At 70.5% G+C, this 21897-nt stretch carries 23 protein-coding genes; 12 read left to right on the plus strand and 11 right to left on the minus strand.

Features of this window, described 5'->3' with window-relative positions:
- Window positions 1-17 precede the first annotated feature (17 nt).
- A complete protein-coding gene (gene argB, locus CPCC7001_RS03765; protein WP_006910351.1) occupies window positions 18-914 on the minus strand; it encodes an acetylglutamate kinase in 897 nt (298 codons plus the stop codon).
- Between the two features lie 132 nt (window positions 915-1046).
- Entirely contained in the window at window positions 1047-1589 is a 543-nt protein-coding gene (locus CPCC7001_RS03770) for a DUF2854 domain-containing protein (RefSeq protein WP_006909287.1), read from the minus strand.
- Between the two features lie 34 nt (window positions 1590-1623).
- On the opposite strand from CPCC7001_RS03770, the gene CPCC7001_RS03775 reads away from it, so the two are divergent.
- Complete coding sequence (locus CPCC7001_RS03775; RefSeq protein ID WP_006911668.1) at window positions 1624-1881, plus strand: hypothetical protein; 258 nt, start codon at window positions 1624-1626, stop codon at window positions 1879-1881.
- Between the two features lie 7 nt (window positions 1882-1888).
- Here CPCC7001_RS03775 and CPCC7001_RS03780 read toward each other — a convergent pair whose 3' ends face one another.
- Window positions 1889-2383 (minus strand): single-stranded DNA-binding protein, encoded by a 495-nt coding sequence (locus CPCC7001_RS03780; RefSeq protein WP_006911063.1) that lies wholly within the window; start codon window positions 2381-2383, stop codon window positions 1889-1891.
- 32 nt (window positions 2384-2415) lie between these two features.
- Here CPCC7001_RS03780 and CPCC7001_RS03785 point away from each other — a divergent pair, with 32 nt between their 5' ends.
- Both CPCC7001_RS03785 and cutA read left to right on the plus strand, forming a co-directional pair.
- Entirely contained in the window at window positions 2416-3282 is an 867-nt protein-coding gene (locus CPCC7001_RS03785; protein WP_006911337.1) for a precorrin-6A/cobalt-precorrin-6A reductase, read from the plus strand.
- Window positions 3283-3295: 13 nt separating this feature from the next.
- On the plus strand, window positions 3296-3682 hold the full coding sequence (cutA, locus tag CPCC7001_RS03790; protein WP_006910213.1) for a divalent-cation tolerance protein CutA: 387 nt from the start codon (window positions 3296-3298) through the stop codon (window positions 3680-3682).
- Here cutA and CPCC7001_RS03795 read toward each other — a convergent pair.
- The 4 genes from CPCC7001_RS03795 to CPCC7001_RS03810 all read right to left on the minus strand — a co-directional run bounded on the left by CPCC7001_RS03795 (window position 3679) and on the right by CPCC7001_RS03810 (window position 8516).
- A complete protein-coding gene (locus tag CPCC7001_RS03795; protein WP_006909541.1) occupies window positions 3679-4698 on the minus strand; it encodes an adenosine kinase in 1020 nt (339 codons plus the stop codon). The genes cutA and CPCC7001_RS03795 overlap by 4 nt on opposite strands.
- A gap of 105 nt (window positions 4699-4803) precedes the next feature.
- Window positions 4804-6123, minus strand: a complete 1320-nt coding sequence (locus tag CPCC7001_RS03800) for an adenylosuccinate synthase (RefSeq protein ID WP_006910655.1) — start codon at window positions 6121-6123, stop codon at window positions 4804-4806.
- An 89-nt stretch (window positions 6124-6212) separates the two neighbouring features.
- Window positions 6213-6644, minus strand: coding sequence for a photosystem II protein Psb27 (gene psb27 / locus CPCC7001_RS03805; protein ID WP_006910282.1), 432 nt, complete (start codon window positions 6642-6644; stop codon window positions 6213-6215).
- 24 nt (window positions 6645-6668) lie between these two features.
- Window positions 6669-8516: a proline--tRNA ligase gene (locus tag CPCC7001_RS03810; protein WP_006911525.1), complete on the minus strand. Its 1848-nt coding sequence runs from the start codon at window positions 8514-8516 to the stop codon at window positions 6669-6671.
- Between the two features lie 247 nt (window positions 8517-8763).
- Here CPCC7001_RS03810 and CPCC7001_RS03815 point away from each other — a divergent pair, with 247 nt between their 5' ends.
- Together CPCC7001_RS03815 and CPCC7001_RS03820 are read left to right on the plus strand one after the other, a co-directional pair.
- Window positions 8764-9189: a resolvase gene (locus tag CPCC7001_RS03815; RefSeq protein WP_156796668.1), complete on the plus strand. Its 426-nt coding sequence runs from the start codon at window positions 8764-8766 to the stop codon at window positions 9187-9189.
- Window positions 9190-9616: 427 nt separating this feature from the next.
- Window positions 9617-10159 (plus strand): inorganic diphosphatase, encoded by a 543-nt coding sequence (locus CPCC7001_RS03820; protein ID WP_043368586.1) that lies wholly within the window; start codon window positions 9617-9619, stop codon window positions 10157-10159.
- On the opposite strand, the gene CPCC7001_RS03825 is transcribed toward CPCC7001_RS03820, so the two are convergent.
- Complete coding sequence (locus CPCC7001_RS03825; RefSeq protein WP_006909703.1) at window positions 10156-10818, minus strand: class I SAM-dependent methyltransferase; 663 nt, start codon at window positions 10816-10818, stop codon at window positions 10156-10158. The genes CPCC7001_RS03820 and CPCC7001_RS03825 overlap by 4 nt on opposite strands.
- 84 nt (window positions 10819-10902) lie before the next feature.
- On the opposite strand from CPCC7001_RS03825, the gene CPCC7001_RS03830 reads away from it, so the two are divergent.
- A complete protein-coding gene (locus CPCC7001_RS03830) occupies window positions 10903-11262 on the plus strand; it encodes a 2Fe-2S iron-sulfur cluster-binding protein (RefSeq protein WP_006910244.1) in 360 nt (119 codons plus the stop codon).
- Window positions 11263-11295: 33 nt separating this feature from the next.
- Complete coding sequence (locus CPCC7001_RS03835; protein WP_006911543.1) at window positions 11296-11652, plus strand: arsenate reductase family protein; 357 nt, start codon at window positions 11296-11298, stop codon at window positions 11650-11652.
- On the opposite strand, the gene CPCC7001_RS03840 is transcribed toward CPCC7001_RS03835, so the two are convergent.
- Window positions 11615-13153: a hypothetical protein gene (locus CPCC7001_RS03840; RefSeq protein WP_050757057.1), complete on the minus strand. Its 1539-nt coding sequence runs from the start codon at window positions 13151-13153 to the stop codon at window positions 11615-11617. The genes CPCC7001_RS03835 and CPCC7001_RS03840 overlap by 38 nt on opposite strands.
- A gap of 73 nt (window positions 13154-13226) precedes the next feature.
- Here CPCC7001_RS03840 and lepB point away from each other — a divergent pair, with 73 nt between their 5' ends.
- Window positions 13227-13979 carry a signal peptidase I gene (gene lepB, locus CPCC7001_RS03845; RefSeq protein WP_369699341.1) on the plus strand — a complete coding sequence of 251 codons (753 nt, stop codon included), beginning with the start codon at window positions 13227-13229 and terminating at the stop codon, window positions 13977-13979.
- Here lepB and CPCC7001_RS03850 read toward each other — a convergent pair.
- The gene (locus tag CPCC7001_RS03850; RefSeq protein WP_006910406.1) at window positions 13912-15219 is read right to left on the minus strand and encodes a hypothetical protein; all 1308 of its coding nucleotides are present in this window, start codon (window positions 15217-15219) and stop codon (window positions 13912-13914) included. The genes lepB and CPCC7001_RS03850 overlap by 68 nt on opposite strands.
- Window positions 15220-15230: 11 nt before the next feature.
- Entirely contained in the window at window positions 15231-16604 is a 1374-nt protein-coding gene (locus CPCC7001_RS03855; RefSeq protein WP_043368587.1) for a histidine phosphatase family protein, read from the minus strand.
- Between the two features lie 110 nt (window positions 16605-16714).
- Here CPCC7001_RS03855 and CPCC7001_RS03860 point away from each other — a divergent pair, with 110 nt between their 5' ends.
- The 4 genes from CPCC7001_RS03860 to CPCC7001_RS03875 all read left to right on the plus strand — a co-directional run bounded on the left by CPCC7001_RS03860 (window position 16715) and on the right by CPCC7001_RS03875 (window position 21892).
- Complete coding sequence (locus CPCC7001_RS03860) at window positions 16715-18103, plus strand: CPBP family intramembrane glutamic endopeptidase (RefSeq protein WP_006911493.1); 1389 nt, start codon at window positions 16715-16717, stop codon at window positions 18101-18103.
- A gap of 62 nt (window positions 18104-18165) precedes the next feature.
- The gene (locus CPCC7001_RS03865; RefSeq protein ID WP_006910430.1) at window positions 18166-18639 is read left to right on the plus strand and encodes a hypothetical protein; all 474 of its coding nucleotides are present in this window, start codon (window positions 18166-18168) and stop codon (window positions 18637-18639) included.
- A 125-nt stretch (window positions 18640-18764) separates the two neighbouring features.
- The gene (locus CPCC7001_RS03870) at window positions 18765-20618 is read left to right on the plus strand and encodes a penicillin-binding protein 2 (protein WP_006909609.1); all 1854 of its coding nucleotides are present in this window, start codon (window positions 18765-18767) and stop codon (window positions 20616-20618) included.
- Between the two features lie 98 nt (window positions 20619-20716).
- Window positions 20717-21892 (plus strand): transaldolase, encoded by a 1176-nt coding sequence (locus CPCC7001_RS03875; protein WP_006911526.1) that lies wholly within the window; start codon window positions 20717-20719, stop codon window positions 21890-21892.
- Window positions 21893-21897 lie beyond the last annotated feature (5 nt).

A 21897-nucleotide genomic window follows, 5' to 3' on the forward strand; every position in this document is an offset into this window, starting at 1 on the left:
GGGACAGCGCCGCCGGCTCAGGGCTCCAGCAGATGGGGACTGCCCACCACCATGGTGCCGATGCCCGCGTCGGTGAACACCTCCAGCAGCAGGGCATGGGGGATGCGCCCGTCCACGATGTGGGCCGCTCCCACGCCCTGGGCCAGGGCCCGGATGCAGCATTCGGTCTTGGGCGTCATGCCTCCCTCCACCACGCCGGTGGCGATCAGCTCCCTGGCACCGGCGAGCGTGAGCTGGCGCACCAGGGTGGAGGGATCGTGGCGGTCGCGCAGGATTCCGGGGGTGTCGGTGAGCAGGATCAGCTTCTCGGCCTGCAGGGCCGCCGCCAGCTCGCCGGCCACCGTGTCGGCGTTGATGTTGTGGGCCTGGCCCTCGTGGTCGGCGGCCACGCTGGAGATCACCGGGATGTAGCCCGCCACCAGGAGGGGGAACAGCACGGCGGGATTCACCGCCGCCACCTCCCCCACCAGCCCGTTGCGGCCCTCGCCGTAGGGACGGGCCGTCACCAGGGAGCCATCGCTGCCGCAGAGGCCCACGGCGCGGCCGCCGAGCTTGTTGAGACCGTTGACGATGTGCTTGTTGACGCGGCCCACCAGCACCATCTCCACCACGTCCATGGTCTCGGGGGTGGTGACCCGCAGACCGCCCCGGAACTCCGGCTGGATGTTGAGGCGGCCGAGCCACTCGTTGATCTCCGGGCCACCGCCGTGCACGATCACCGGGCGCACCCCCACCGACGTGAGCAGCACCAGATCGCGGTAGACCGCGTCGCGCAGATCGGCCCGGGCCATCGCGGCGCCGCCGTACTTCACCACCACCCTGCGGCCGCTGAAGCGCTGGATGTAGGGGAGGGCCTCACTGAGCACCGAGACCCGCAGGGCATCGGTCTGGCTGATGGCGACGTCGGAACTCACGGCGGAGCGATGGGCGGTTGGATCACGGGGGCGGCCCTGGAGCAGACCGCGAAGAGCTGAGAACTGAGCGCTGTGACTGACAGCTGAGACGGAGAACCGAGGCGAGGCCGCTGGGGCGGAAGCAGCCTCGCCTCAGGAGGGCTGCAACCAGAGGCGCAGATCGAAGCGGCCAGGGTCAAGCGGTTCCAGGGCGCAGGCCAGACCCTGGCCGAAGAAGCGGCCGAGGCGCTCCTCCTGGGCCTGCCAGCGCTCGAAGGGAACGGCGCCGGTCTCGAAGCTGAGCTTCAGGCCGTAGTGGCCCTGTTCCTCCAGCTCCTCCACCGCCACCAGCTGGGGAGGGGCGTCGTCATCCCACAGCTTCAGCACCTCGAGGGAACTCTCCAGGTGGGCCTTCTGCCCGTAGCGCCAGCGCATCACATCCTTGAGCAGCTTGCGCAGGGGTTCGCTTTCGGGCCGCTCCCGCAGATCCCGGAACCGCGCCGCTGGCGTGATCCGCTCCGGTGGTGGCAATTCCGACGATTTGAGGGCCAGCCCCCCCAGCAGAATCGGGATTCCGTAGAAGATGGTGGGCAGGCTCAGGTTGGGATTGCCGGTGGCGTAACCGATCCAGCCGATCACCGAGAGGGCGGCTCCCGCCACCGTGACCAGGCTGCCGGGAGAGAGAAGTGCTTGCATGACGCCATCTTCCTGTATGCCGCGAGCGGTTGAGATGACCAGCCAGCCCGATTCCGCCCAGCCCGGCCCCGCCGAGCCAGCCGCTGCTGCCGCGGCCCCCGCGCCCCAGCCCGCCGCCGGCCAACCCACCACCGCTGAACTGATCAGCCAGCTCCAGGCTGACAGGCTCTGGCTGCTGCGCCAGATCGATGCCGGCGCCTGGCCGGCCTGGCGGCTCGACCTGGCCGCCCTGGAGCGGGAGCTGGGCGAGCTGCTCGACCGGGTGGCGGAGGTGGAGACATCCGCCAGGTGACCGGCCCTCAGAAGGGGATCTCGTCGTCGCCTTCGGGCAGGTCGGGCACCAGGGGGGAGGCGTTCCAGGTGGGTGGCTCCTGAGCCGGGGCCGGCGGGGGTGCAGGCGCGGCCGAGGCACGGATCGGCTGCTCCCGCGGCGCGGCCGCAGCCGCTGGCTGGGCGGCCATTCCGGACCCACCTGCGGCAGGGCCCTGGCCAGCCTGCAGGGGGTGCAGACGGGAGAGCGTGAACTCGGCCCGCTTCTCCTTGAGGCCGTCGGGCCGGGTGACGGTGTTCATCCGCAGCCGGCCTTCGATCATCAGGCGCTGACCCACCTGCACCCGGTTCTGCAGGTCCTGCGCCAGGTTGCCCCAGCCCACCACCTTCAGCTGCCCGGGCGGGTCATCGGGACGCAGTCCCTCCAGCTGCACGGCCATCTCCGCCACGGGCGTCTGGTTGTCCTGGGTGTAGCGAACCTGGGGGGCCTCGAGCACATCAACTTCCAGCAGACAGTGGTTCACTCGCCAACGACCAGCGGAATGGCCCCATCCTGATGCAAGGGGGTAACCAGCACCAGTTCGTGCTCCCCGGGCCGCCCGCCCTTGGCCAGGGCCAGAGGCTGTGGCTGTTCGCGGGAACGGGGGAGGGGCCTGGGCTGGCGCAGCAGCTGCTGGCCCAGGGCTGGCGCCTGCGGATCAGCGTGGTGGACCCTGTGGCCGCGAAGCCCTACGGGCCACTCAGGCCCGTCGAGATCTGCGCAGGGCCGCTGGCAGGGCCGGCAGCCCTCAAGGACGCCCTGGCGGAGGCGGCCACCGGGGACGATCCCTTCGCCGCAGTGATTGACGCCACCCACCCCTTCGCCGAGCGGATCCACGCCACCCTCGCCCAGGGATGCGCCGCAAGCCGCCTGCCGCTGCTGCGGCTCCGCAGGCCGTCCTGCCGGATGGAGGAGGCCTCCACCACCCTGCTGCCCCACCTGGAAGCCCTGGCCGGCCTGGACCTGCGGGACAGCCGCCTGCTGCTGGCGATCGGAGCGCGCCAGCTCGGCGTGGCCGTGGCACGCACGCCCGGAGCCCTGCACCACGCACGGCTGTTGCCCACCGCCTTCAGCCTGCAGCAGGCCATGGCGGCGGGGTTGCCGCCCCAGCGGGTGGCCTGCCTGAGACCCACTGGCACAGGGGCGATCGAGGCGGCGCTGGTGAGGCGCTGGGGGATCGATCGGATCCTGGCGCGTCAGTCCGGCGGCGAGCCGGAGCGCCGCTGGCACCGGATCGCCGCCCGCCAGGGGTGCCGCCTGCTGCTGCTGCAACGCCCCGAACCCCGCGTCGACGTGCCCCAGCTGAGCAGCTCCGAGCTGGTGCGGCATCTGGCCCGCTGGGCGCCCGATGGCGGCTCCGGGAGCAGCATGGGCGGCATCTGAACCCCCAGACCCGATGGTGCCTCCCGATCCGCAGCACCACCCCTTCCACCACGGCAGCGGGCTGGTGCTGGCGCTCACCACCGAAGCCAACGAGGTGCTGGCCGAAGCCCTGGCCACGGCGGTGCTGGAGGCGGGACTGGCGGCCTGCGTGGCCCTCACCCCGTGCCGTTCGCTCTACCGCTGGCAGGGGGTGCTGGAGCGCAGCCACGAGGTGCAGCTGCTGATCAAGTGCCACCCGACCCGGCTGGATGCCCTCTGGCGCCTGGTGCGGGAGCGCCACAGCTACACCACGCCGGAATGGATCACCTGGCCCGCCCACCCCAGCGAGGACTACGGGGCATGGCTGGCCGGCTGCTGTGGAGTGGCGGAGCAGGCGGCAGCCCCAGCCGAAACCGCTTAGGCCGCCGGATCAGGGCTGCAGTGGGCCTGCATCAGGGCCTTGAGGTCAACCATCGGCCGTGGTCCCAGCTGGGTGACCACCTGGCCGGCGCAGAGGGATCCCAGCTGGCCACAGCGGACGGCATCCCAGCCCTGGGCCAGGCCATGCAGAAAGCCGGCGGCGTAGAGATCGCCCGCACCGGTGGTGTCCACCAGGGACCCCAGCTTGAAAGGCTCGATGCGGTGGGTGCTCGAACCCTCGAGCACCACCGAGCCCAGGGCACTGCGGGTGAGGGCCGCGATCCGGCAGCGGCCCCGCACCTGCTCGAGGGCCGCCTCGAAGCTGTCGGTCTCGTAGAGGGCCATGATCTCCATCTCGTTGGCGAAGAGCACGTCGACATGGCCGTCGACCAGCTCCTGGAAGCTGGCGCGGTGGCGCTCCACGCAGAAGGCGTCGGAGAGGCTCAGGGCCACCTGACCGCCATGGGAGCGCGCCACCTCCGCGGCGGCGATGAAGGCCTGTTTGGCGGCGTCGCTGTCCCAGAGGTAGCCCTCCAGGTAGAGCAGCCGGGACTCGGCCACCATCGAGAGGTCGAGATCGGCCGGGTCGAGCCCGACGGAGGCGCCCAGATAGGTGCACATGGTGCGCTGGGCATCCGGGGTCACCAGGATCAGGCAGCGGGCGGTGGAGGGTCCCTCCGTCGCCGCCGGCGTCTCGAAGCGGGCGCCCACGGCGCGGATGTCATGGGCAAAGATGCCTCCAAGCTGGTCGTCGCGCACCCGGCCGATGAAGCCGGCCCTGCCGCCCAGCTGGGCAATGCCGGCCAGGGTGTTGGCGGCGGATCCGCCGGAGGTCTCCAGACCCGCTCCCACGCTGGCGTAAAGCCGCTCCGCCCGGGCCTCATCCACCAGGGCCATGGTGCCCTTGGTGAGGTCGTGCTGGGCGAGGAAGGCGTCATCGGCCTGCACGAGCACATCGACGATGGCGTTGCCGATGCCGACGACATCGAGGCTCTTCTCGAGGCTCTGGGTGGTCATGGGGAATGGCGGGGCGCAGGACTTGGGTGCAGGAGCGGCGGTGCTGAAGCAACGGTGCTGATGCGGCGCTGTTGAAGCGGCGCTGTGGCTCGGTTGTGGCCAGCGTCAGACGCTGAGCAGGGCCCGCTTGGGCCCGTGGATCGGATCCTCGACCACGATCGTCTGATCCCGATCGGCGCCCAGCGACACGATGGCGATCGGCACCTCCATCAGCTCGGCGAGGAAGCGCAGGTAGCTCATGGCGGTGGCGGGGAGATCCTCGAGGCTGCGGCAGTCGGCCGTGGAGGTCTGCCAGCCCGGCAGGGTCTCGAACACCGGACGGCAGCGGGCGAACACCTCGGCGCTGCTTGGGAAATGCTCGATGCGCTCACCGTCGAGCTCGTAGGCCACGCACACCTTGATGGCGTCGAGTTCATCCAGCACATCGAGCTTGGTGATGGCCAGGCAGTCCAGGCCGTTCACCTCCACGGCATAGCGGCCGATCACCCCGTCGAACCAGCCGCAGCGGCGGCGCCGGCCCGTGGTGGTGCCGTACTCGCCGCCGCGGTCGCAGAGATGGTCGTTGAGACTGCCGTCCAGCTCGGTGGGGAACGGCCCCTCCCCCACCCGGGTGGTGTAGGCCTTGGCCACGCCGATCACACGGTCGATCAGGGTGGGGCCCACCCCGGCGCCGATGCAGGCGCCGCCGCTCACGGGGTTGGAGGAGGTGACGTAGGGGTAGGTGCCGTGGTCGAGGTCCAGCAGGGTGCCCTGGGCCCCCTCGAACAGGATGTTCTGGCGGGCCCGGGCCGCCTCGTGGATGGTGCGGGTGCAGTCCACCACGTGGGGAGCCAGCCGCTGGCCGTATCCGACGTACTCCTGTACCACGGCCTCGAAGTCCAGGGGCGCGATCCCGTAGAGCTTCTCGAGGATCTCGTTCTTCTCGGCCAGGGGACCGGCCAGCCGGTCGCGCAGACGGGCCTCGTCGAGGATGTCGATGATGCGGATGCCGTTCCGCTCCGACTTGTCGGCATAGGTGGGTCCGATGCCCCGGCCCGTGGTGCCGATCCGGCGGTCGCCGCGCCGCTGCTCCATCGCCTGGTCCAGCAGGCGGTGGTAAGGCATCGTCACGTGGGCGGTGGAGGCCAGCCGCAGGCCCGAGATGTCGATGCCGAACTCGGCCAGCATGTCGAGCTCCTCGAGCATGACCCGGGGGTCGACCACGGTGCCGGAGCCGATCAGGCAGACGGTGTCGGGATAGAGAATGCCGGAGGGGATGAGGTGCAGCTTCAGCACCTTGTCATCCACCACGATCGTGTGGCCGGCATTGACGCCACCCTGGTAGCGCACGACCACATCGGCGGAGCGGCTCAGCAGATCGGTGATCTTGCCCTTGCCCTCGTCACCCCACTGCGCACCGATGACGACGACGTTGGCCAAGGACACAGCGGCTCGCAGCCGCTTCAGAGCACAACTGGAGAGACTCTCAGATCGAGGTCCCGTTCGTCAAAACCGGCGCCGGCTCCAGGCTGGGCTCAGGCCCCCCGCACCACGCCGCGCTCGGCCTTCTGCAGCTCCTTGGTGACCCGATCCCGCAGCGCCTCGGGCACAGGACGGTTGGGGTAGTTGGCGTAGTGACCGGCCAGAGAATTGAGGGCGGTCTGCATCGTGGTGAAGGAGGCCAGGCCGTGGACCGCCGTGCGGGGCCGGTAGCGGGCCATGTAGTCGTTGATCAGGCCGCGGGCCTCGGTTTCGGCCTCGGCCCGGCCGGGATCGTCCGCGGAGAGGCTCACGGTGGCGATCAGGGCATCGGCCACGGCCACCGTGTCATCCACGTAGTTGCCGGTGAGGCTCTGGGTGCTGCTGCAGGCCGTCAGCAGCAGGCAGGCGGCCAGGCAGGCGGCGAGAAGGGCGCGGCTCCAGTTCCCCAGCAGGCGGCGGACCGGGTTGAGGATCACAGCGGCCATCAAGGAGAAGCGGATGGGTCGATCCTACGGATCGCCATCCACAGGGGCGTCCGCCAGTCCGCGCCGCTCCCGGGCCAGGGCGGGGAGCAGCCGCTCCAGCAGGGCCTCGGCGGCAAGATCGACGCGGACCCCATCGGCCCGGCGCACCAGTTCCACCTGGCCGTCAGGGGCACCGCGACCCACCACCACCCGCCAGGGAATCCCGATCAGATCGGCGTCCTTGAATTTCACGCCGGCCCTCTCGCTCCGGTCATCCAGCAGGGTGTCCACCCCCGCCTGCTGCAGCGTGGCGTAGATCTGCTCGCCGAGGGCCGCCTGGGTGGCATCGGCGCCATTCGCCACCACCACGATCACCTCGAACGGCGCGATCGGCGTGGGCCAACGGATGCCCTGATCGTCGTGGTGCTGCTCCACCGCCGCCTGGGCGAGCCGTGACACACCGATGCCGTAGCAGCCCATCCACAGGGGCTCCTCCTCGCCGGCCTCATTGGTGAAGCTGGCCTCCATCGCCGAGGAGTACTTGCGGCCGAGCTGGAAGATGTGGCCCACCTCGATGCCCCGGCTGGACTGCAGACACTGGTCCGGATCGTGCACGCAGCGATCACCGGGCTGGGCGGCCCGCAGGTCGAGCGGCTCGGGCAGGGGGCAGAGCACACCCCAGGCGGCGCCGCGCCGGTGCTGATCCCCCTGGTTGGCGCCGCACACGAAGGCGGGCAGCGCTGCGGCGGTGTGATCCACCAGCCGCAGGAACCGGGGAATCCACTGCCGGGCGCCCTCGAGGTGCCCATCGGCGAGGTCGGGGCCGAGGAAACCGAAGGGCAGCGGGGCGAGACCCTCCCTGGCGAGTGCCTCCTCGCTGAGGGGGGTGATGTCGAGCAGGGTGCCGTGGTGCTCGCCGCAGCGCTGGCTGACGGCATTGGCCAGCTTCACGTCGTTGAGCAGCTGATCGCCCCGCAGGCTCACGAGCAGGGGCTGGATGCTGCCGTCCTCGAAGCGCGCCAGCAGCAGCAGCACCTTCACCACCTGGCTGGGATCGAGTCCATGGGCGGCCGTGAGGCTGTCGATCGTGCCCTGTGCCGGGGTGGAGAACAGTTCGCCAGCCCCCTCGGCGCGGAGGCCACCGGGCAGGGGAACGGGCTCGGGGGCCAGGGAAACGGCCCGCTCCTGATTGGCGGCATAACGACCGTCCGCACTGCTGAGCACCAGGTCCTCGCCGGCGTCGGCCGTGACCATGAATTCCTGGCTCGCCGAGCCACCGATGGCACCGCTGTCGGCCTCCACGGCCAGGGCCCGCAGACCGCAGCGGCGGAAGATGCGCGCATAGGCCCGGTCCATGGCGGCATAGGTCCGGCGCAGCGAGGCCTCGTCGGCATGGAAGGAGTAGGCGTCCTTCATGATGAATTCGCGGCCCCGCATCAGCCCGAAACGCGGTCGGATCTCGTCGCGGAATTTGGTCTGGATCTGATAGAGGGTCACCGGCAGCTGCCGGTAGGAGCGCAGCAGATCGGCGGCCAGGGCCGTGACCACCTCCTCGTGGGTGGGGCCGAGCCCCATGGCGCGTCCCTGACGGTCCTCGAGGTGGAACATGATCCCCTCGCCATCGGTGTAGCCGCTCCAGCGCCCGCTGCGCTGCCAGAGCTCGGCGGGCTGCATCTGGGGCAGCAGGGTTTCGAGGGCCCCGATGGCGTCGAGCTCCTCCCGCACGATGGCGGACACCTTGCGGAGCACCCGCCAGAGCAGGGGCAGGTAGGCATAGATGCCGCTGCCGATCCGTCGCATGTAGCCCGCCCTGAGCAGCAGCTTGTGGGAGGGGATTTCAGCCTCGGCGGGATCATCCCGCAGCGTCACCAGCATCAGGCGGGAGACGCGCATGGCAGAGAGCGACAGGGAGGGCGGAAACTACCACCGCTGCACCGCTCACCGGCTCGGATCAGCCGGCTCGCCGGCCCGCGCGGCCGCTGGCCCGAGGGTGAAGTAGCGGCCACCACCGCGGAGGCCGGGCAGCTCTGCTAACTTCAACCCTTGATCCAAAGCGTCTCATCCGAGTCCCATGATCACCAGCCCCAGTGATGGCGTCTTCAAGACGGAGACCAGGGGACTGGGAGGAAGCACCGGAGCCATGCCCCCGCCAGTCGAGGGCGCCGAGGCCCTGATCAGCATCGACGAGGTGCAGAAGGCCCTGAACCGCTCGCGGGCCTCGGTGTACCGCTACACCAACACCGATCCCCGCAACCTCAATCCCCCCTTCAACCCAAGGCGGCTCAACCCCGAGTACCGCAGCGACCAGAAGGACCCCCTGCTCTTCCACCCCCATGAAGTGGCCCGCTTCGCCCGGGATGTGCTGCGCATCAAGGAAGTCACGGTGGAGGTGCTGAACTCCCCTTCCACCGCCACGCAGCAGCTGCTGGGCGCCATCCTCGAGGAACTGCGCATCATCCGCGGCCAGCTCAGCCAGCTCGACCAGCTGCAAAGCCCCGCTGCCAAGCCCCCCGGCCCCACCGAACTGGCCGCCCGCTTCGACCCCCAGTCGCGGCCTGCCGCCTGAACCCCGGTCACGCTCCGCGCGTTGAGCCCGGGTCGCGTTGCGTGCGCTGAGCCCGGGGTGTCATTCCGGCCTACAGGGTGCCAGGATTGAGCCAATCCATTCGATCGCCCAGGTTTCGGTCTTCCACCGCCGCCCGGCCCCGGCCCCGTGCAAGCACACGGGCACGGCCAGGCGGCGTTGACCACCTCCATGACCCCATCCGCCCTGCCCCAACGCCCTGCTGACGGCACCCAGTCCACGCGAGGCTCCCTCCCCGAACCCCATTCCCCCAAAGCGCTGGCGTCGGATTCGAATGAGGACCCCCACAGTCCGGGCCTTCAGCCCCTCGCCTTCCTGCTCGGCAGCCTGATCGGCCTGCTGACAGCCATCGTTCCCCTGGCCACCGTGGTGGCAGGTCGTCCGGCTCCGCCGGGTCCCGCTCTCTTCTATGGATCTCAGCCAACTGCCGGCATCCCCAGCGCCCGGGCTGGTGAACCTGGTGGTGGAGATCCCGGCCGGCAGCCGTAACAAGTACGAATACAACGCCACTGCCGGCGTGATGGCCCTCGATCGGGTGCTGCACTCCTCCGTGCGCTACCCCTTCGACTACGGATTCGTACCCAACACCCTGGCCGATGACGGCGCTCCCCTGGATGCCATGGTGATCATGGAGGAGCCCACCTTCGCCGGCTGTCTGATCCGCGCCAGGCCGATCGGCATCCTGGACATGGTGGATTCCGGTGCCCACGACGGCAAGTTGCTCTGCGTGCCGGAGGCGGGATTCCGCCACCAGCAGATCCGCTCGATCCGCCAGATCGCCCCGAACACCCTCGAGGAAGTGGCGGAGTTCTTCCGCACCTACAAGAACATGGAGGGGCGGGTGACCCAGATCCAGGGCTGGCTCGACCACGATGCCGTGCCTGCCCTGCTGGAGCACTGCATCGACGCGGCGGAGGGCGGCGGGCATGCCCCGGCGGACCCTGAGCCCTAGGCGGCCCGCTGCAGCAGGAAACCCTCGTAGCCGAGAGCCTGGAACACCCTGGCGGGGTCGGTGAAGCCGGCGGCATTCACCAGGGCCGTGAGCCGCGCCATACCGATCGGATGCAGACCCTGGATGAGGGCCGAGAGCTCCTCATCCTCCGCCGGCAGGCCGCTGGCCTTCTGGAAGCCGAGCCAGGCCGCCTCCACCTGGGTCTGCAGGGGCGAGCGCTCCGGTGCCATCAGATCCACCAGCACCAGCTGCCCACCGGGTTCCAGGCTGCGGGCCAGGGCCGTGAGGAAGGCCAGCTTGGTGCCGTCATCCGGCAACGCCTGCAGCACCAGCACCGAGAGGGCACCGGCGAAGCAGGCATCGGCCTGCAGATCCTCCACCCGGGCCTGACGCCAGACGATGCCGGCCTCCCCCAGCCGCTGCTGCGCCTCGGCCAGCATGTCGGCGGAGGGATCGATGGCGGTGATCCGCCAGTCCGGACGCTGGGCCCTGGCCTCCACGAGCTCGGCTCCGGTGCCGCAGCCGGCCACCAGCACCTGGGCTCCATCGCGGCCGGCGCGGGGCGAGGCGGCCAGGAGGGCCACAGCCAGCCGGGCGAGACTGGCGTAGCCCGGGATCAACTGCTGCACAACAAGGTCGTATTCCTGCGGAACAGCCAAGAACTCGCAACAACTGCGTCGATGCTAGGCAGCGGGCCCCCGGGGGCCTTAAGTTTGCGGGCGCGTTTCACCCCTTGATCGGCCGTGCCCACCATCCGATTCGAACAGGAAGGCCAGCAGGTCGGTTGCATCGAGGGGGCGAACCTCCGCAAGGCGGCCCTGGACGCCGGGATCAATCCCTACAAGGGCTTCAACAACGTCAACAACTGCGGCGGTCTCGGCCAGTGCGGCACCTGCGTGATGGAGGTGCTCGAGGGGATGCAGAACCTCTCCCCCCGCAGCGATGTCGAGGAGGTCTACCTGGCCGACCGCCCCGCCAGCTACCGGCTCAGCTGCCGCACCAGCGTCAATGGGGACGTGACCGTGCGCACCCGCCCGGCCGACGCCGTGGGCAAGGGGAGCAACAGCCTGGTGGGTGCCCTCAAGGCCCTCGTGGGCCGCTGATGGGCCGGCTCTGACGCCCACGCCGAGCGCACCATGGCCGGGCTCACGGTCTACAGCTACGCCAAGTGCAGCACCTGCCGCAAGGCCTTGGCCTGGCTGGCCGAGCGGGGGCTCGACCCCACGGTGATCGACATCACCCACCACCCCCCCAGCAGGGCTGAACTGGAACAGGCGCTGGGCCAGCTCGGTCGCCAGCGCCTGTTCAACACCAGCGGCCAGAGCTACCGGAGCCTCGGAGCTGCCGCCGAGAAGGCCATGGACGACCAGCAGGCCCTGGAGGCCCTGGCCGCCGACGGCAAGCTGATCAAGCGACCGTTCCTGATCAGGGGCGACGGCCGCACCCTCACCGGCTTCAGGCCTGAGGAGTGGGAGGCTCTGCTTCCGGGGTGACGCTGGTGCTTCCCTTCGGCGCCGCCGCCACGGTGAGGGCATCGAGCTCCCGCAGCAGGGTTTCGATGCCGGCCCGGCTGATCTGGCTCAGGTAGGTGCCCTTGAGCTGCTCCAGCAGAGCGCAGAGGAGGTCCTGGGAGCGCTCGAGCGCAGGCCCACGCTCCAGGGCCAGGGCCAGCTCATCCCAGAAGCGGTCCACGAACCGCTGCAGCAGATCGAGCTGGGCGTCGTCCCGCTGGGCCAGCCGCTGGCCGGCGCTGCGGGAGAGCTCCAGCAGGCTGTCCACCATGCCCGCCGCCAGCTGACGGCTGAGGCCACTCTCCACCTGCAGCAGCGGCTTCAGCTGGCGCAGCGGTGGTGGCACCACCGTGCGGTCGAGGCTCTGGCGCAGGGTGTACCCCAGAACGCCCTGCAGTTCCGGGGCCAGGCGGGGGGCCACCTCGGCCAGCAGCAGCGGGGCCCAGATCCGCACCAGTTCGGCCAGTTCCCGCTCCTCGCTGCTGCTGGTCACGCTCTGGTGGCTGCGCAGGGCTCGGATCCGCTGCGGCCACTGCCGCGAGCGGATCAGACCCTGAACCCCGTCGAGCAGCTGCAGGGCGAGCACCTCGAACAGTTCCACGGCCAGCAAGGCCACCACGCCGCGGCTCACCACGGCCCGCAGGGGTTCCAGATTGGCAAGGCCTGAGGTCTGCAGACGCTCGGCCACGGGCACGATCCGCAACCAGCGCCAGAAGGGCAGCAGCAGGGGCAGATCCGTCCAGCGCCGCAACAGCACCTCATGCCAGCGCAGGGCCGGCAGTCTCCGCTTGATGCGGATCAAGCGCTGCAGGATGTCCAGCAGGAACACGCTCTGGAAGAGCAGCAGATCGATGCGCCAGAAATGGTCGGTGGGCCGGCCGTTCTCGTCGATCGAACGCCAGTAGTTGGTCTCCACCAGCGGCAGCACCTGTTCCTGCCAGAAGCGCAGCTCCCCCTGCCAGGACTGCCGCTCCAGCCACTCCGGACTCAGCAGCCGCCGGGCCGAGTCCTTGGCCGAATCCCGATCGGCCCGCTGGCGCAGGCGGTTCTTGATCTTCTCCAGCGTGCCGGCCCGGTCCGAGGCCAGGAACGGGTTGCTGTCGATCATCTGGGCCATCAGCTCGGCCTGGCGCTCCAGCAGCCGCTTCTGCAAGGCCGGATCGGCGGCCGGATTGGCCATCACCCGCTCCAGCTCCTCGAACTGCTGCAGGAAGGTGTCGGTTTCCCGGTGGGGCTCGATCCCCTTGATCGGATCCACCCAGGGGGTGATGTCCGGGATGAAGGTGAGGGGCACCGCCAGCGGTGCCGAGGGGATCGGATAGAGGTTGCGCTGCAGCCAGAACGTGCGCAGGGGCACGTAGGTGAGATCGAACGCCACCCACACCAGGTTGACGGTGGCCCAGATGGCCACGAAGCGGTCCCAGGCGAGAGCGCCGAGGCCGGTGGATCGCGGAAGGGGGCGCTGCCAGCGCGGTCGGGCCATCGGCAGGGCGGAGGGTCGGGCGTGCCTAATCTGCCCGGAACCAGCTGTCGTGCCGCGGCGGAGACATCAGGACTTGAGCGAGCAGAACGGACCCATCGGCAGCGAAGCTCCAGCGGACCAGGCCAGCACGACGCCCACCACCCAGCCCGACAACCCCTGGCTGTTCTGGCGCAGCGTGGTGCTCACCCTGGCCGTGGCGCTGGGAATCCGCCAGTTCGTGGTGGAGGCGCGCTACATCCCCTCCGGATCGATGCTGCCGGGGCTGCAGCTGCAGGACCGCCTGCTGGTGGAGAAGCTCACCTACCGGGGGCGGCCGCCGCAGCGGGGGGAGATCGTGGTGTTCCACTCGCCCCACAGCTTCGATCCGGTGCTGGCCAGCGACAGCGACCGCAACCCCCTGCGCTGCCTGCTGGTGAACGTGCCGTTCCTGGGCTCTCTGCCCGGGCTCAGCAACCCCGCCTGCGATGCCTACATCAAGCGGGTGGTGGCCCTGCCCGGCGAGGAGGTGAGCGTGAACCCCCGCGGCGAGGTGTTCATCGATGGCCGCCGGCTCAGCGAGCCCTACGTGCAGAACTACTGCCCGGTCGACGCCCAGGGCATGGGCCCCTGCCGCACGCTGAAGGCGATCGTGCCCCCCGGCCACGTGCTCACCCTGGGCGACAACCGCGCCAACAGCTGGGATGGCCGCTTCTGGCCGGGCGGGGCCTTCCTGCCCACCAGCGAGATCATCGGCCGGGCTTTCTGGCGGTTCTACCCCTTCAAGCAGGCGGGGAGCCTGGTTCCTGGGCAGACGACGGATCCAGCTGCCAGCACGCCGCCGCGGTGAGCCCGGTGGCCCGCACCCGTCCCTGGGGCGGCAGCGCGTGCAGCGGCAGGTTCGCGGCCAGGGACGCCGAGGGGCCGCCGCTGCTGGCCTCAGGATCGAACAGGAGCCAGCGACGGCTTCCCGCGCGCAGCTGCTCGGGCGGCTGCCGCAGCAGCGCCGAGGGACCCCAGCTGAGCACCTGCCACAGCGCCTGCGGCGTCCAGCCGCGACGCTGCACCAGTTCCCGCCAGAGGGCAGGGAGCACCAGCCCATGGGAGGCCCCGTGTCCGGCCACGCCCGGGCGGCGCTGATCGAGGGGAAGCAGGCGCTCCTCGGCGTCCACCGGCTGGTGATGCACCGCCACGGCCTGGATCAGCCCACCTGCGAGGGCGTCCTGCAGCGCCTGCCGATCCTCGGGTGTGCCGAGGGACGGCTCCACCCGCCAGCCCTCCTCGGTGGGCGTCAGGCTGGAGCTGTCGGCCACCAGGTGCCACCAGCTCACGGTGACGGGTGGGCACTGGGGCGAGCGGTTGAGGGCCTCCACTCCGGCGGCGGTGGACAGGTTCATCAGGATCAGGCTGTCCCCGCCGGAACGGCACGCCAGGCTCAGCAGAGCCGTGAGCGGCAGCACCTCGCTGGCGAGGGGGTCGGGGGGCCAGCCGGCACGGAGGGCCTCCACCCCCTCACGCACGAAGCCACCGCTGGTGAGGGCCGCCTGACGCGGCGCCACCAGCACGGGCCTGTTGCCGGCCTCGGCCAGCAGCAGGCCCCGCTCCAGCAGCGGCAGCGGCGGGCACTCGGCACCACAGGCCAGACCGATGGCTCCGGCCGCCACCTGGTCGGCGTGGGGAGCCAGATCGCCGTCGGCGCCGTCGCGGCTGAAGCTGCCCCAGAGCAGAAGCTGGAGGGGGTCGGGCCACTGCAGGCCGAGCCGCTCGGGCCGGTCCCGCCAGGGCCGGGCCCAGGGAAGCAGGGCCACCGTGCCGTACCCACCCGCCGCTGCGGCCTGCGCCAGGCTGGAGAGGGTTTCGGCCCGGCCGGTCCAGGGGTCCTCGAGCACCGAATGGGCGTCCACCAGCACCGGAGCCAGAATCCAGCCCGAGGCTGGGATGGGGCGAAGGGCGAGGGCGGCTCCGCGTTCAGCCGCCTCCGGGCCGATCGCCTCGAGCACGCCATCGGCAGCGATCAGAGCATCCTGAGGATCGGGAAGCGACCCTGGCCCCTGCAGCAGCTGGACGCGTTGCAACCAGAACGGTGCCATGGGTGGTGGCCCTACAACGCCCCGGCTGCGGTGCGATCCAGCACACCGCCCAGGTGCGGGGTGAGGTTGAGGGCCGTGACCACCGGGATGCCGTCGGTGCCGAAGGGGTAATCGATCACCGTGACCCCGCCGTTCCCCTGCTTGATCGCCCAGATGTCAGCGGGCCGAAGCCCCAGAAGGGCGCAGAGGATGGTCTTGTTGACGGCATCGTGGGCCACGACCATGGCCGTCTCCTCGGGGGCGAGGCTGCGCACGATGGTGCCCCAGGTGCTCACCGAGCGATCCCACACCTGCTGCAGCGTTTCCCCTTCGGGCATCTGCACCGTCTGGGGCGCCCGCTTCCAGTCGGCCAGCAGATCCGGCCAGCCGGCCTCGATCTCCTGCTCCAGCCGCCCTTCCCAGAGCCCATGGCCGATCTCCACCAGCCCCAGGGTGGTGGTGAGGGGCACGCCGGGGTGAAGGGCCAGGATCGCTTCGGCGGTCTGGCGGGGACGCGCCATGACGCTGCTGTAGGCCCGCTGGATGCTCACCGGGGCCAGGAAGGATCCGGCCGCCTCCGCCTGGGCCCGGCCGTTGGCGTTGAGCGGGATGTCGATCTGGCCCTGGAAGCGGCCCTGCCGGTTCCAGTCCGTTTCACCGTGGCGCACCAGCAGCAGCCGCGGGCTGGGGCCCTTGGCGGGCAGGGGCTCGCCGAGGTGGGCCGTGCCGTTCAGCGACTCCACCTGCACGCCGATGGACCCTCCGGCGGCGCGGCTGAGGTTGAGCACCGAGATCGATCCGTTGTCGATGCGCAGCCGCCGGAACTCGGTGGCCTCGAGGCCGAGGAGGCGCAGCACCAGACAGCGCAGGATGGCGTTGTGGGCCACCACCAGCACCGTGACGTGGGTGGGCTCGACTGGGGCGGGCTCGGCGCCGGTCGGCTGGGCCAGCGCCGAGCCATGGCGCTCCAGCAGCAGCGCCTGAAAACGACCTGCCTGCTCCATCAGCTCGGGCAGGGGCTGATAGGTGCTGCCATCCGGCCGCTGCAGCGTGAGGGCGTGGGGCGCCTCGCGCCACTGACGCTCCTCATCCGGAAAGCGCTGACGCAGGTCCTGGCGCAGCAGGCCACTCCAGGGGGCCAGATCGATCTCCACCAGATCGTCGACGGGCTCGGCACTGAGGTCCTGGCCCTGGGCGGAGAGCAGGTGGGCCGTGGTATCTCTGGCCCGCCGCAGCGGGGAGGTGTAGGCCGCCGCAAAGCGGATGGGGGCCAGGGCCTCGCCGGCCGCCCGGGCCTGCTGCTCGCCCTCCGGGGTGAGGCTGGAGAGGTCGTCACGCCCCTGGATCCGGCGCTCCACGTTGAAGCTGCTCAGCCCGTGGCGCACCAACACGATCCGAAGGGCCACCGGCTTCCGGGCTGCTGGCGCCATCGTATGGGAGCACCCCTGCCAGGCCCCGGCCCCGGGGCCGGGGCCTGGCCGCACAGAATCGGCCCACTCCCACTGGAGCGATCCGGTTGAACGCACGTGGCCCTCGACCTCCCGCCTGGAAGACCCTGCTGGCCCTGCTGAGCCTCTCGCTCAGCGCCCTGCTGTGGCTCAACGGCCTGCTGCAGAGCCTGGATGAGCCGACGGTGGTGGGAGCGCTGGACCGGCGGCAGCTGGAGCTCACCGCCCTCGCCGCTCCCGCGGTGCCGCCCAGCCTGCGGGAGCTGCTCACGGGGCCCGACCCCCTGAAGACCCTGCGGGAAACCCTGGCCGATCAGCTGGAGGAAACCCCCGGACCCGGCCAGCCCGATGAACTGCTGCAGCTGGCCCTGCTGCAGAGCCGTGCCGGTGAGGCCAAGGAGGCAAGCCAGCTCTGGCGACGCCTCGAGCAGCAGGTGCCCCCGGAGCAACGGGCGCTGGTGGCGGCCCTGGAACGGGGGGAGCCCCTGGCGCCGGAGCTGCGCCAGACCCTGGAGCAGCCCTGGTTGCTGAGCCCCCTCAATGAGCGCCTCGTCTGTGAACGCCTGAGCGGGAGCCCCGGCGCCTGTGCTCCGGGGCCGGAGGCCCGCCAGGCCCTGTGGCGACTGCTCGCGGTGAGCTGGCTGCCGGGAGGGCTGCTGCTGGTCGGTCTGGGGCTGCTGGTGCGGCAGGCCTGGATCCGGGTGCGGGGGCTGGCACCCGCTGCCCCGCCGCTGCAGGGTCCCCCTCTCGATCTGGTGGATGTGACCCTGCTGATCGCCGGGGGCTTCGTGCTGCTGGGGGAACTGAGTGTGCCCCTGCTGCTGGCTCCGGCGGTGCAGACCCTGCTGCGGCCGCTGGGCCAGGAGCCCGCCCTGCAGCAGGGTCTGCAGGTGCTGCTGCTCTATCTGGCCCTGATGGCCGCCCCCCTGGCGATTCTCTGGGGCCAGCTGCGCAGCAGTCCCGGCGCGGCCCCCGCCGCCGGATGGCTGCAGTGGCGCTGGGCTCCCCTGGCCACCAGTCTGCGGCTGGCCCTCCAGCAGGTGCTGATGCTGCTGCCTGCCGTGGCCCTGGTGGGCTGGCTCACCAGCCAGCTGGTCGGCGATCAGGGCGGCAGCAACCCGCTGCTGGAACTGGTGCTCACCACCGACCAGCCCTGGGCGCTCCTCTGCTTCGCGCTCACCGCCGTGGTGCTGGCGCCCCTGTTCGAGGAAACCCTCTTCCGCGGCGTGCTGTTGCCGGTGCTGGGGCAGCGCTGGGGCGGCACCGCAGCGGTGGTGGTGAGTGCCGTGGTGTTCGCGGCCGCCCACCTCAGCCTCAACGAGCTGGCACCGCTGCTGGTGCTGGGCCTGGGCCTGGGCTGGCTGCGACTCCAGGGGGGACGGCTGGGAAGCTGCACCCTGGTGCATGCCCTCTGGAACGGCTTCACCTTCACCAACCTGCTGCTGCTGGCCGGCTGAAGCGGCCAGCCTTGCTGCGGAGACGGCGGGATGGTTCACTTGCGCAGTGTTCCGCTGCACCCGTGGTCGCCTCCTTCTCGCCTTGGCAGGCCCCGTCCCAGCGGCGCCCTGACGGGCTCGGCCAGCACCGGGCCAACGGTTCCGCTCCCCTGACCCTCATCCACGGCTCCCTCTCAGCCCAGACCGTGGCGCGCCAGGCCCCCTGGCTGGCCGGCCTGCACCGGGTGGCGGATGGCACCCTCGTGGGTCTGGGCGTGTGCATGCTCGGCCTCAGCGCCCTCACGCTCCACTGGCAGAACCACTGGGGCAGGAGCTTCGAAAAACTGGAATCGGCCCAGGTGCTCGAGCACCGGATGCAGGAGTCGGCAGCCCTGCTGGAACAGCACCACCTGGCCACCATGGGCAAGCCCGGACGGCTCGTTCCCACCAGCAGTCACCAGTTGATCCACCTGCCGACCCCGAAGGCCGCGCAGGCCCCCGCCCTGCCGCCCCTGCTCCGGCAGCTCAGCGTGAAGAACGTGCCTGCCGGCTACTGACCCCGCCAGGGCCGATCGCGTGCCCGCCGCCACCTGATCGCCTCCAGCCGGCATCCAGCGGACGGGATCTTCCCGCTCCCCCCTCGCCCTTCCTCCACGCCCTGTCGCCTCGATCTGTCGCCTCGATGGCCCAGCCCGCCGCTCCCCACAGACCCCGCCGCCCCACCGCCACCCGGCCGGGGCGGCCGGTGCGCACGGGCCGGGTGGTGGCGATGCAGCCGTTGCCCACCCAACGCCTACTGCTGGTCTACGGCCTGCTGAGCGCCGGCCTGCTCGGCCTGGGGGCCCGGCTGGCGTGGCTGCAGGTGATCGACAGCCACAACCTCCAGAGCCGGGCCCGGGCCATCCAGACCCAGTCGGTGGCACCGATCGGCAAGCGCCGCACGATCGTGGACCGCAACGGCCGGCTGGTGGCGCTCGATGAGGAACGCTTCACGCTCTGGGCCCACCCGCGTTACTTCAACTTCCCGGGGGACGATCCCCAGAAGGTGCGCCGCCCCGAGGAAGTGGCCGAACGCCTCGCCGCCGTGCTCGCCCAGCCCAAGGAGGCGCTCCTGGCCACCATGGGCGGCCGTCGCAGCGGGGTGAAGCTGCAGACGGACATCGACCCTGAAACCGCCAAACGTCTGCGGCAGCTCAACATCAGCGGTCTGGATCTGGAGCCCTACCCCCAGCGGGTGTATCCCCAGGGGAGCCTGTTCGCCAATGTGGTGGGCTTCCTCAACCTGGAGCGGGTGCCGCAGGCCGGGCTGGAACAGAGCCGCGACAGCGACCTCAAACGCCACGAAACCACCCTTCAGATGCGCCGGGGCGCCGATGGCACCCCCCTGCCGGAGGGCATCGCCGCCGGATCCCTCTACGGCGACGACCTGCGGCTGCAGCTGACCCTCGACGCCCGCCTGCAGCAGGTGGCCCAGCGGGCCCTGGCCGACCAGGTGAAGACCTGGAAGGCCAAGCGGGGGGCCGCCCTGGTGATGGACGTGCGCAACGGCGAGATGCTCGCCCTCGCCTCGGTGCCCACCTACGACCCCAACCGGTTCTGGAGCTTCAAGCCCGGCCTGTTCCGGGAATGGTCCGTGCAGGACCTCTACGAGCCCGGCTCCACCTTCAAGCCGATCAACCTGGCCATCGCGCTCCAGGAGAAGGCGATCCAGCCCGACGGCAAGGTGTTCGACAACGGCTCCCTCACCATCGGCGGCTGGCCGATCTTCAACCACAACCGCCAGGGCAACGGCCTGATCGACTTCCCCACGGTGCTGGAGGCCTCCAGCAATGTGGCCATGGTGAAGGCCATGAGCCAGGTGAAGCGGGAACGCTTCTGGACCTGGCTGAGCACGATCGGCATCGACGAGCGTCCGGACACCGACCTCCCCGGCGCCGTGGCGGGCGAGCTCAAGGACCGCAAGACCTTCGTGAGCCATCCGATCGAGCCGGCGGTGGCCGCCTTTGGCCAGGGGTTCTCGCTCACCCCCCTCAAGCTGCTTCAGCTCCACGCCATGCTGGCCAACGGCGGCCGTCTGGTGAGCCCCCACATCACCCGGGGCCTGCGCTCCGGCGATGCGCTGGCCCCCACCCCCGGCGGTGGCGGGCTGCAGGTGCTCGATCCCAAGGTCACCAGGATCGTGATGGGCTGGATGGAGAGCGTGGTGGCCAACAGCAAGAGTCTCGGCATCCACATTCCCGGCTACCGCATCGGCGGCAAGACGGGCACGGCCCAGAAAGCCGAACGGGGGGTGTACATCCCCGGCGCCCTGATCACCAGCTTCGTGGGCCATCTGCCCATCGACGATCCGCGCTACGTGGTGCTCGTGGTGGTGGATGAACCCAAGGGCGGCAACACCTACGGCTCCACGGTGGCAGCCCCGGTGGCGCGCAAGATCATCGATGCCCTGGTGGTGCTCGAGAAGCTGCCCCCCTCCGATCCGTCGGCGGTGACCAACACCACCGCGAAGGCATCCGCCAGCCCGGTGCAGGACTGAACCGGCCCTCTGTGGCCATTCAGCCATGCGCCCAAGCCCGAACAGGGCAGAGCGGCTGATCTGGCTAGCGTGCGGTCATTCCGGGATCCACGCTGGCCATGGCCAACCTGCTCGACCAACTCTCCGCCATGACCGTGGTGGTGGCCGACACCGGCGATATCGAGGCGATCCAGCAGTTCACCCCCCGGGATGCCACCACCAACCCCTCCCTGATCCTGGCGGCCGCCCAGATTCCCGCCTACCAGGAGCTGATCGACCGCTCCCTGCGGGAATCGCGTGAGGCGATCGGCGCCGATGCCGGAGCCGATGCGGTGGTGCGCGAGGCCCTCGACGAGATCTGCGTGACCTTCGGCAAGGAGATCCTCAAGATCGTGCCCGGGCGGGTGTCCACCGAGGTGGACGCGCGGCTCAGCTACGACACCGAGGGCACGATCGCCAAGGCCCGCCGGCTGATCGAGCTCTATGACCAGGCCGGCATCGGCAAGGAGCGGGTGCTGATCAAGGTGGCCTCCACCTGGGAGGGCATCCGTGCCGCCGAGATCCTGGAGAAGGAAGGCATCCACTGCAACCTCACCCTCCTGTTCTCCTTCGCCCAGGCCGTGGCCTGCGCCGAGGCGGGGGTGACCCTGATCTCCCCCTTCGTGGGGCGCATCCTCGACTGGTACAAGAAGAGCAGCGGCCGCGACGGCTATCCCGGCCCCGAGGACCCCGGCGTGATCTCCGTGACCGAGATCTTCAACTACTTCAAGACCTACGGCTACAAGACCGAGGTGATGGGAGCGAGCTTCCGCAACACCGACGAGATCATCGAGCTGGCGGGCTGCGATCTGCTCACCATCTCCCCGGCCCTGCTGGCCCAGCTGCGCAGCACCCAGGGAGCCCTCGAGCGCAAGCTCAACCCCTTCGATCCGGCCCCCTCCCAGCCCAGGATCCACCTCGACGAGGCCCGGTTCCGGGCGATGCTGGCGGAGGACCCCATGGCCACCGAGAAGCTGGACGAGGGCATCCGGGGCTTCTGCAAGGCGATCGAAACCCTGGAGGCCCAGCTGGCCCACCGACTGGCCGAGCTGGAGGGCGGTGCCGCCTTCGGCCATGCCGTGCACGAGATCTTCCTGCTCAACGACCTCGACGGCGATGGCTGCATCACCCGCGAGGAATGGCTGGGCAGCGATGCGGTGTTCGATGCCCTTGACACCGACAACGACGGACGTCTGGCGCCGGAAGACGTGCGCGGCGGCCTCGGCGCCGCCCTGGCCCTGGCAGCCAGCCGCTGATCAGA

Source organism: Cyanobium sp. PCC 7001, from assembly GCF_000155635.1.
GTDB lineage: Bacteria > Cyanobacteriota > Cyanobacteriia > PCC-6307 > Cyanobiaceae > NIES-981.

Excerpts from the sequence above, each read along its gene's own strand:
- CPCC7001_RS03770 (WP_006909287.1), bottom strand. The coding sequence starts at position 1,589 with ATGCAAGCACTTCTCTCTCCCGGCAGCCTGGTCACGGTGGCGGGAGCC.
- CPCC7001_RS03775 (WP_006911668.1), top strand. The coding sequence starts at position 1,624 with ATGACCAGCCAGCCCGATTCCGCCCAGCCCGGCCCCGCCGAGCCAGCC.
- CPCC7001_RS03785 (WP_006911337.1), top strand. The coding sequence starts at position 2,416 with ATGCAAGGGGGTAACCAGCACCAGTTCGTGCTCCCCGGGCCGCCCGCC.
- cutA (WP_006910213.1), top strand. The coding sequence starts at position 3,296 with ATGGTGCCTCCCGATCCGCAGCACCACCCCTTCCACCACGGCAGCGGG.
- CPCC7001_RS03795 (WP_006909541.1), bottom strand. The coding sequence starts at position 4,698 with ATGACCACCCAGAGCCTCGAGAAGAGCCTCGATGTCGTCGGCATCGGC.
- psb27 (WP_006910282.1), bottom strand. The coding sequence starts at position 6,644 with ATGGCCGCTGTGATCCTCAACCCGGTCCGCCGCCTGCTGGGGAACTGG.
- CPCC7001_RS03810 (WP_006911525.1), bottom strand. The coding sequence starts at position 8,516 with ATGCGCGTCTCCCGCCTGATGCTGGTGACGCTGCGGGATGATCCCGCC.
- CPCC7001_RS03815 (WP_156796668.1), top strand. The coding sequence starts at position 8,764 with ATGCCCCCGCCAGTCGAGGGCGCCGAGGCCCTGATCAGCATCGACGAG.
- CPCC7001_RS03820 (WP_043368586.1), top strand. The coding sequence starts at position 9,617 with ATGGATCTCAGCCAACTGCCGGCATCCCCAGCGCCCGGGCTGGTGAAC.
- CPCC7001_RS03835 (WP_006911543.1), top strand. The coding sequence starts at position 11,296 with ATGGCCGGGCTCACGGTCTACAGCTACGCCAAGTGCAGCACCTGCCGC.
- CPCC7001_RS03840 (WP_050757057.1), bottom strand. The coding sequence starts at position 13,153 with ATGGCCCGACCGCGCTGGCAGCGCCCCCTTCCGCGATCCACCGGCCTC.
- CPCC7001_RS03850 (WP_006910406.1), bottom strand. The coding sequence starts at position 15,219 with ATGGCACCGTTCTGGTTGCAACGCGTCCAGCTGCTGCAGGGGCCAGGG.
- CPCC7001_RS03870 (WP_006909609.1), top strand. The coding sequence starts at position 18,765 with ATGGCCCAGCCCGCCGCTCCCCACAGACCCCGCCGCCCCACCGCCACC.
- CPCC7001_RS03875 (WP_006911526.1), top strand. The coding sequence starts at position 20,717 with ATGGCCAACCTGCTCGACCAACTCTCCGCCATGACCGTGGTGGTGGCC.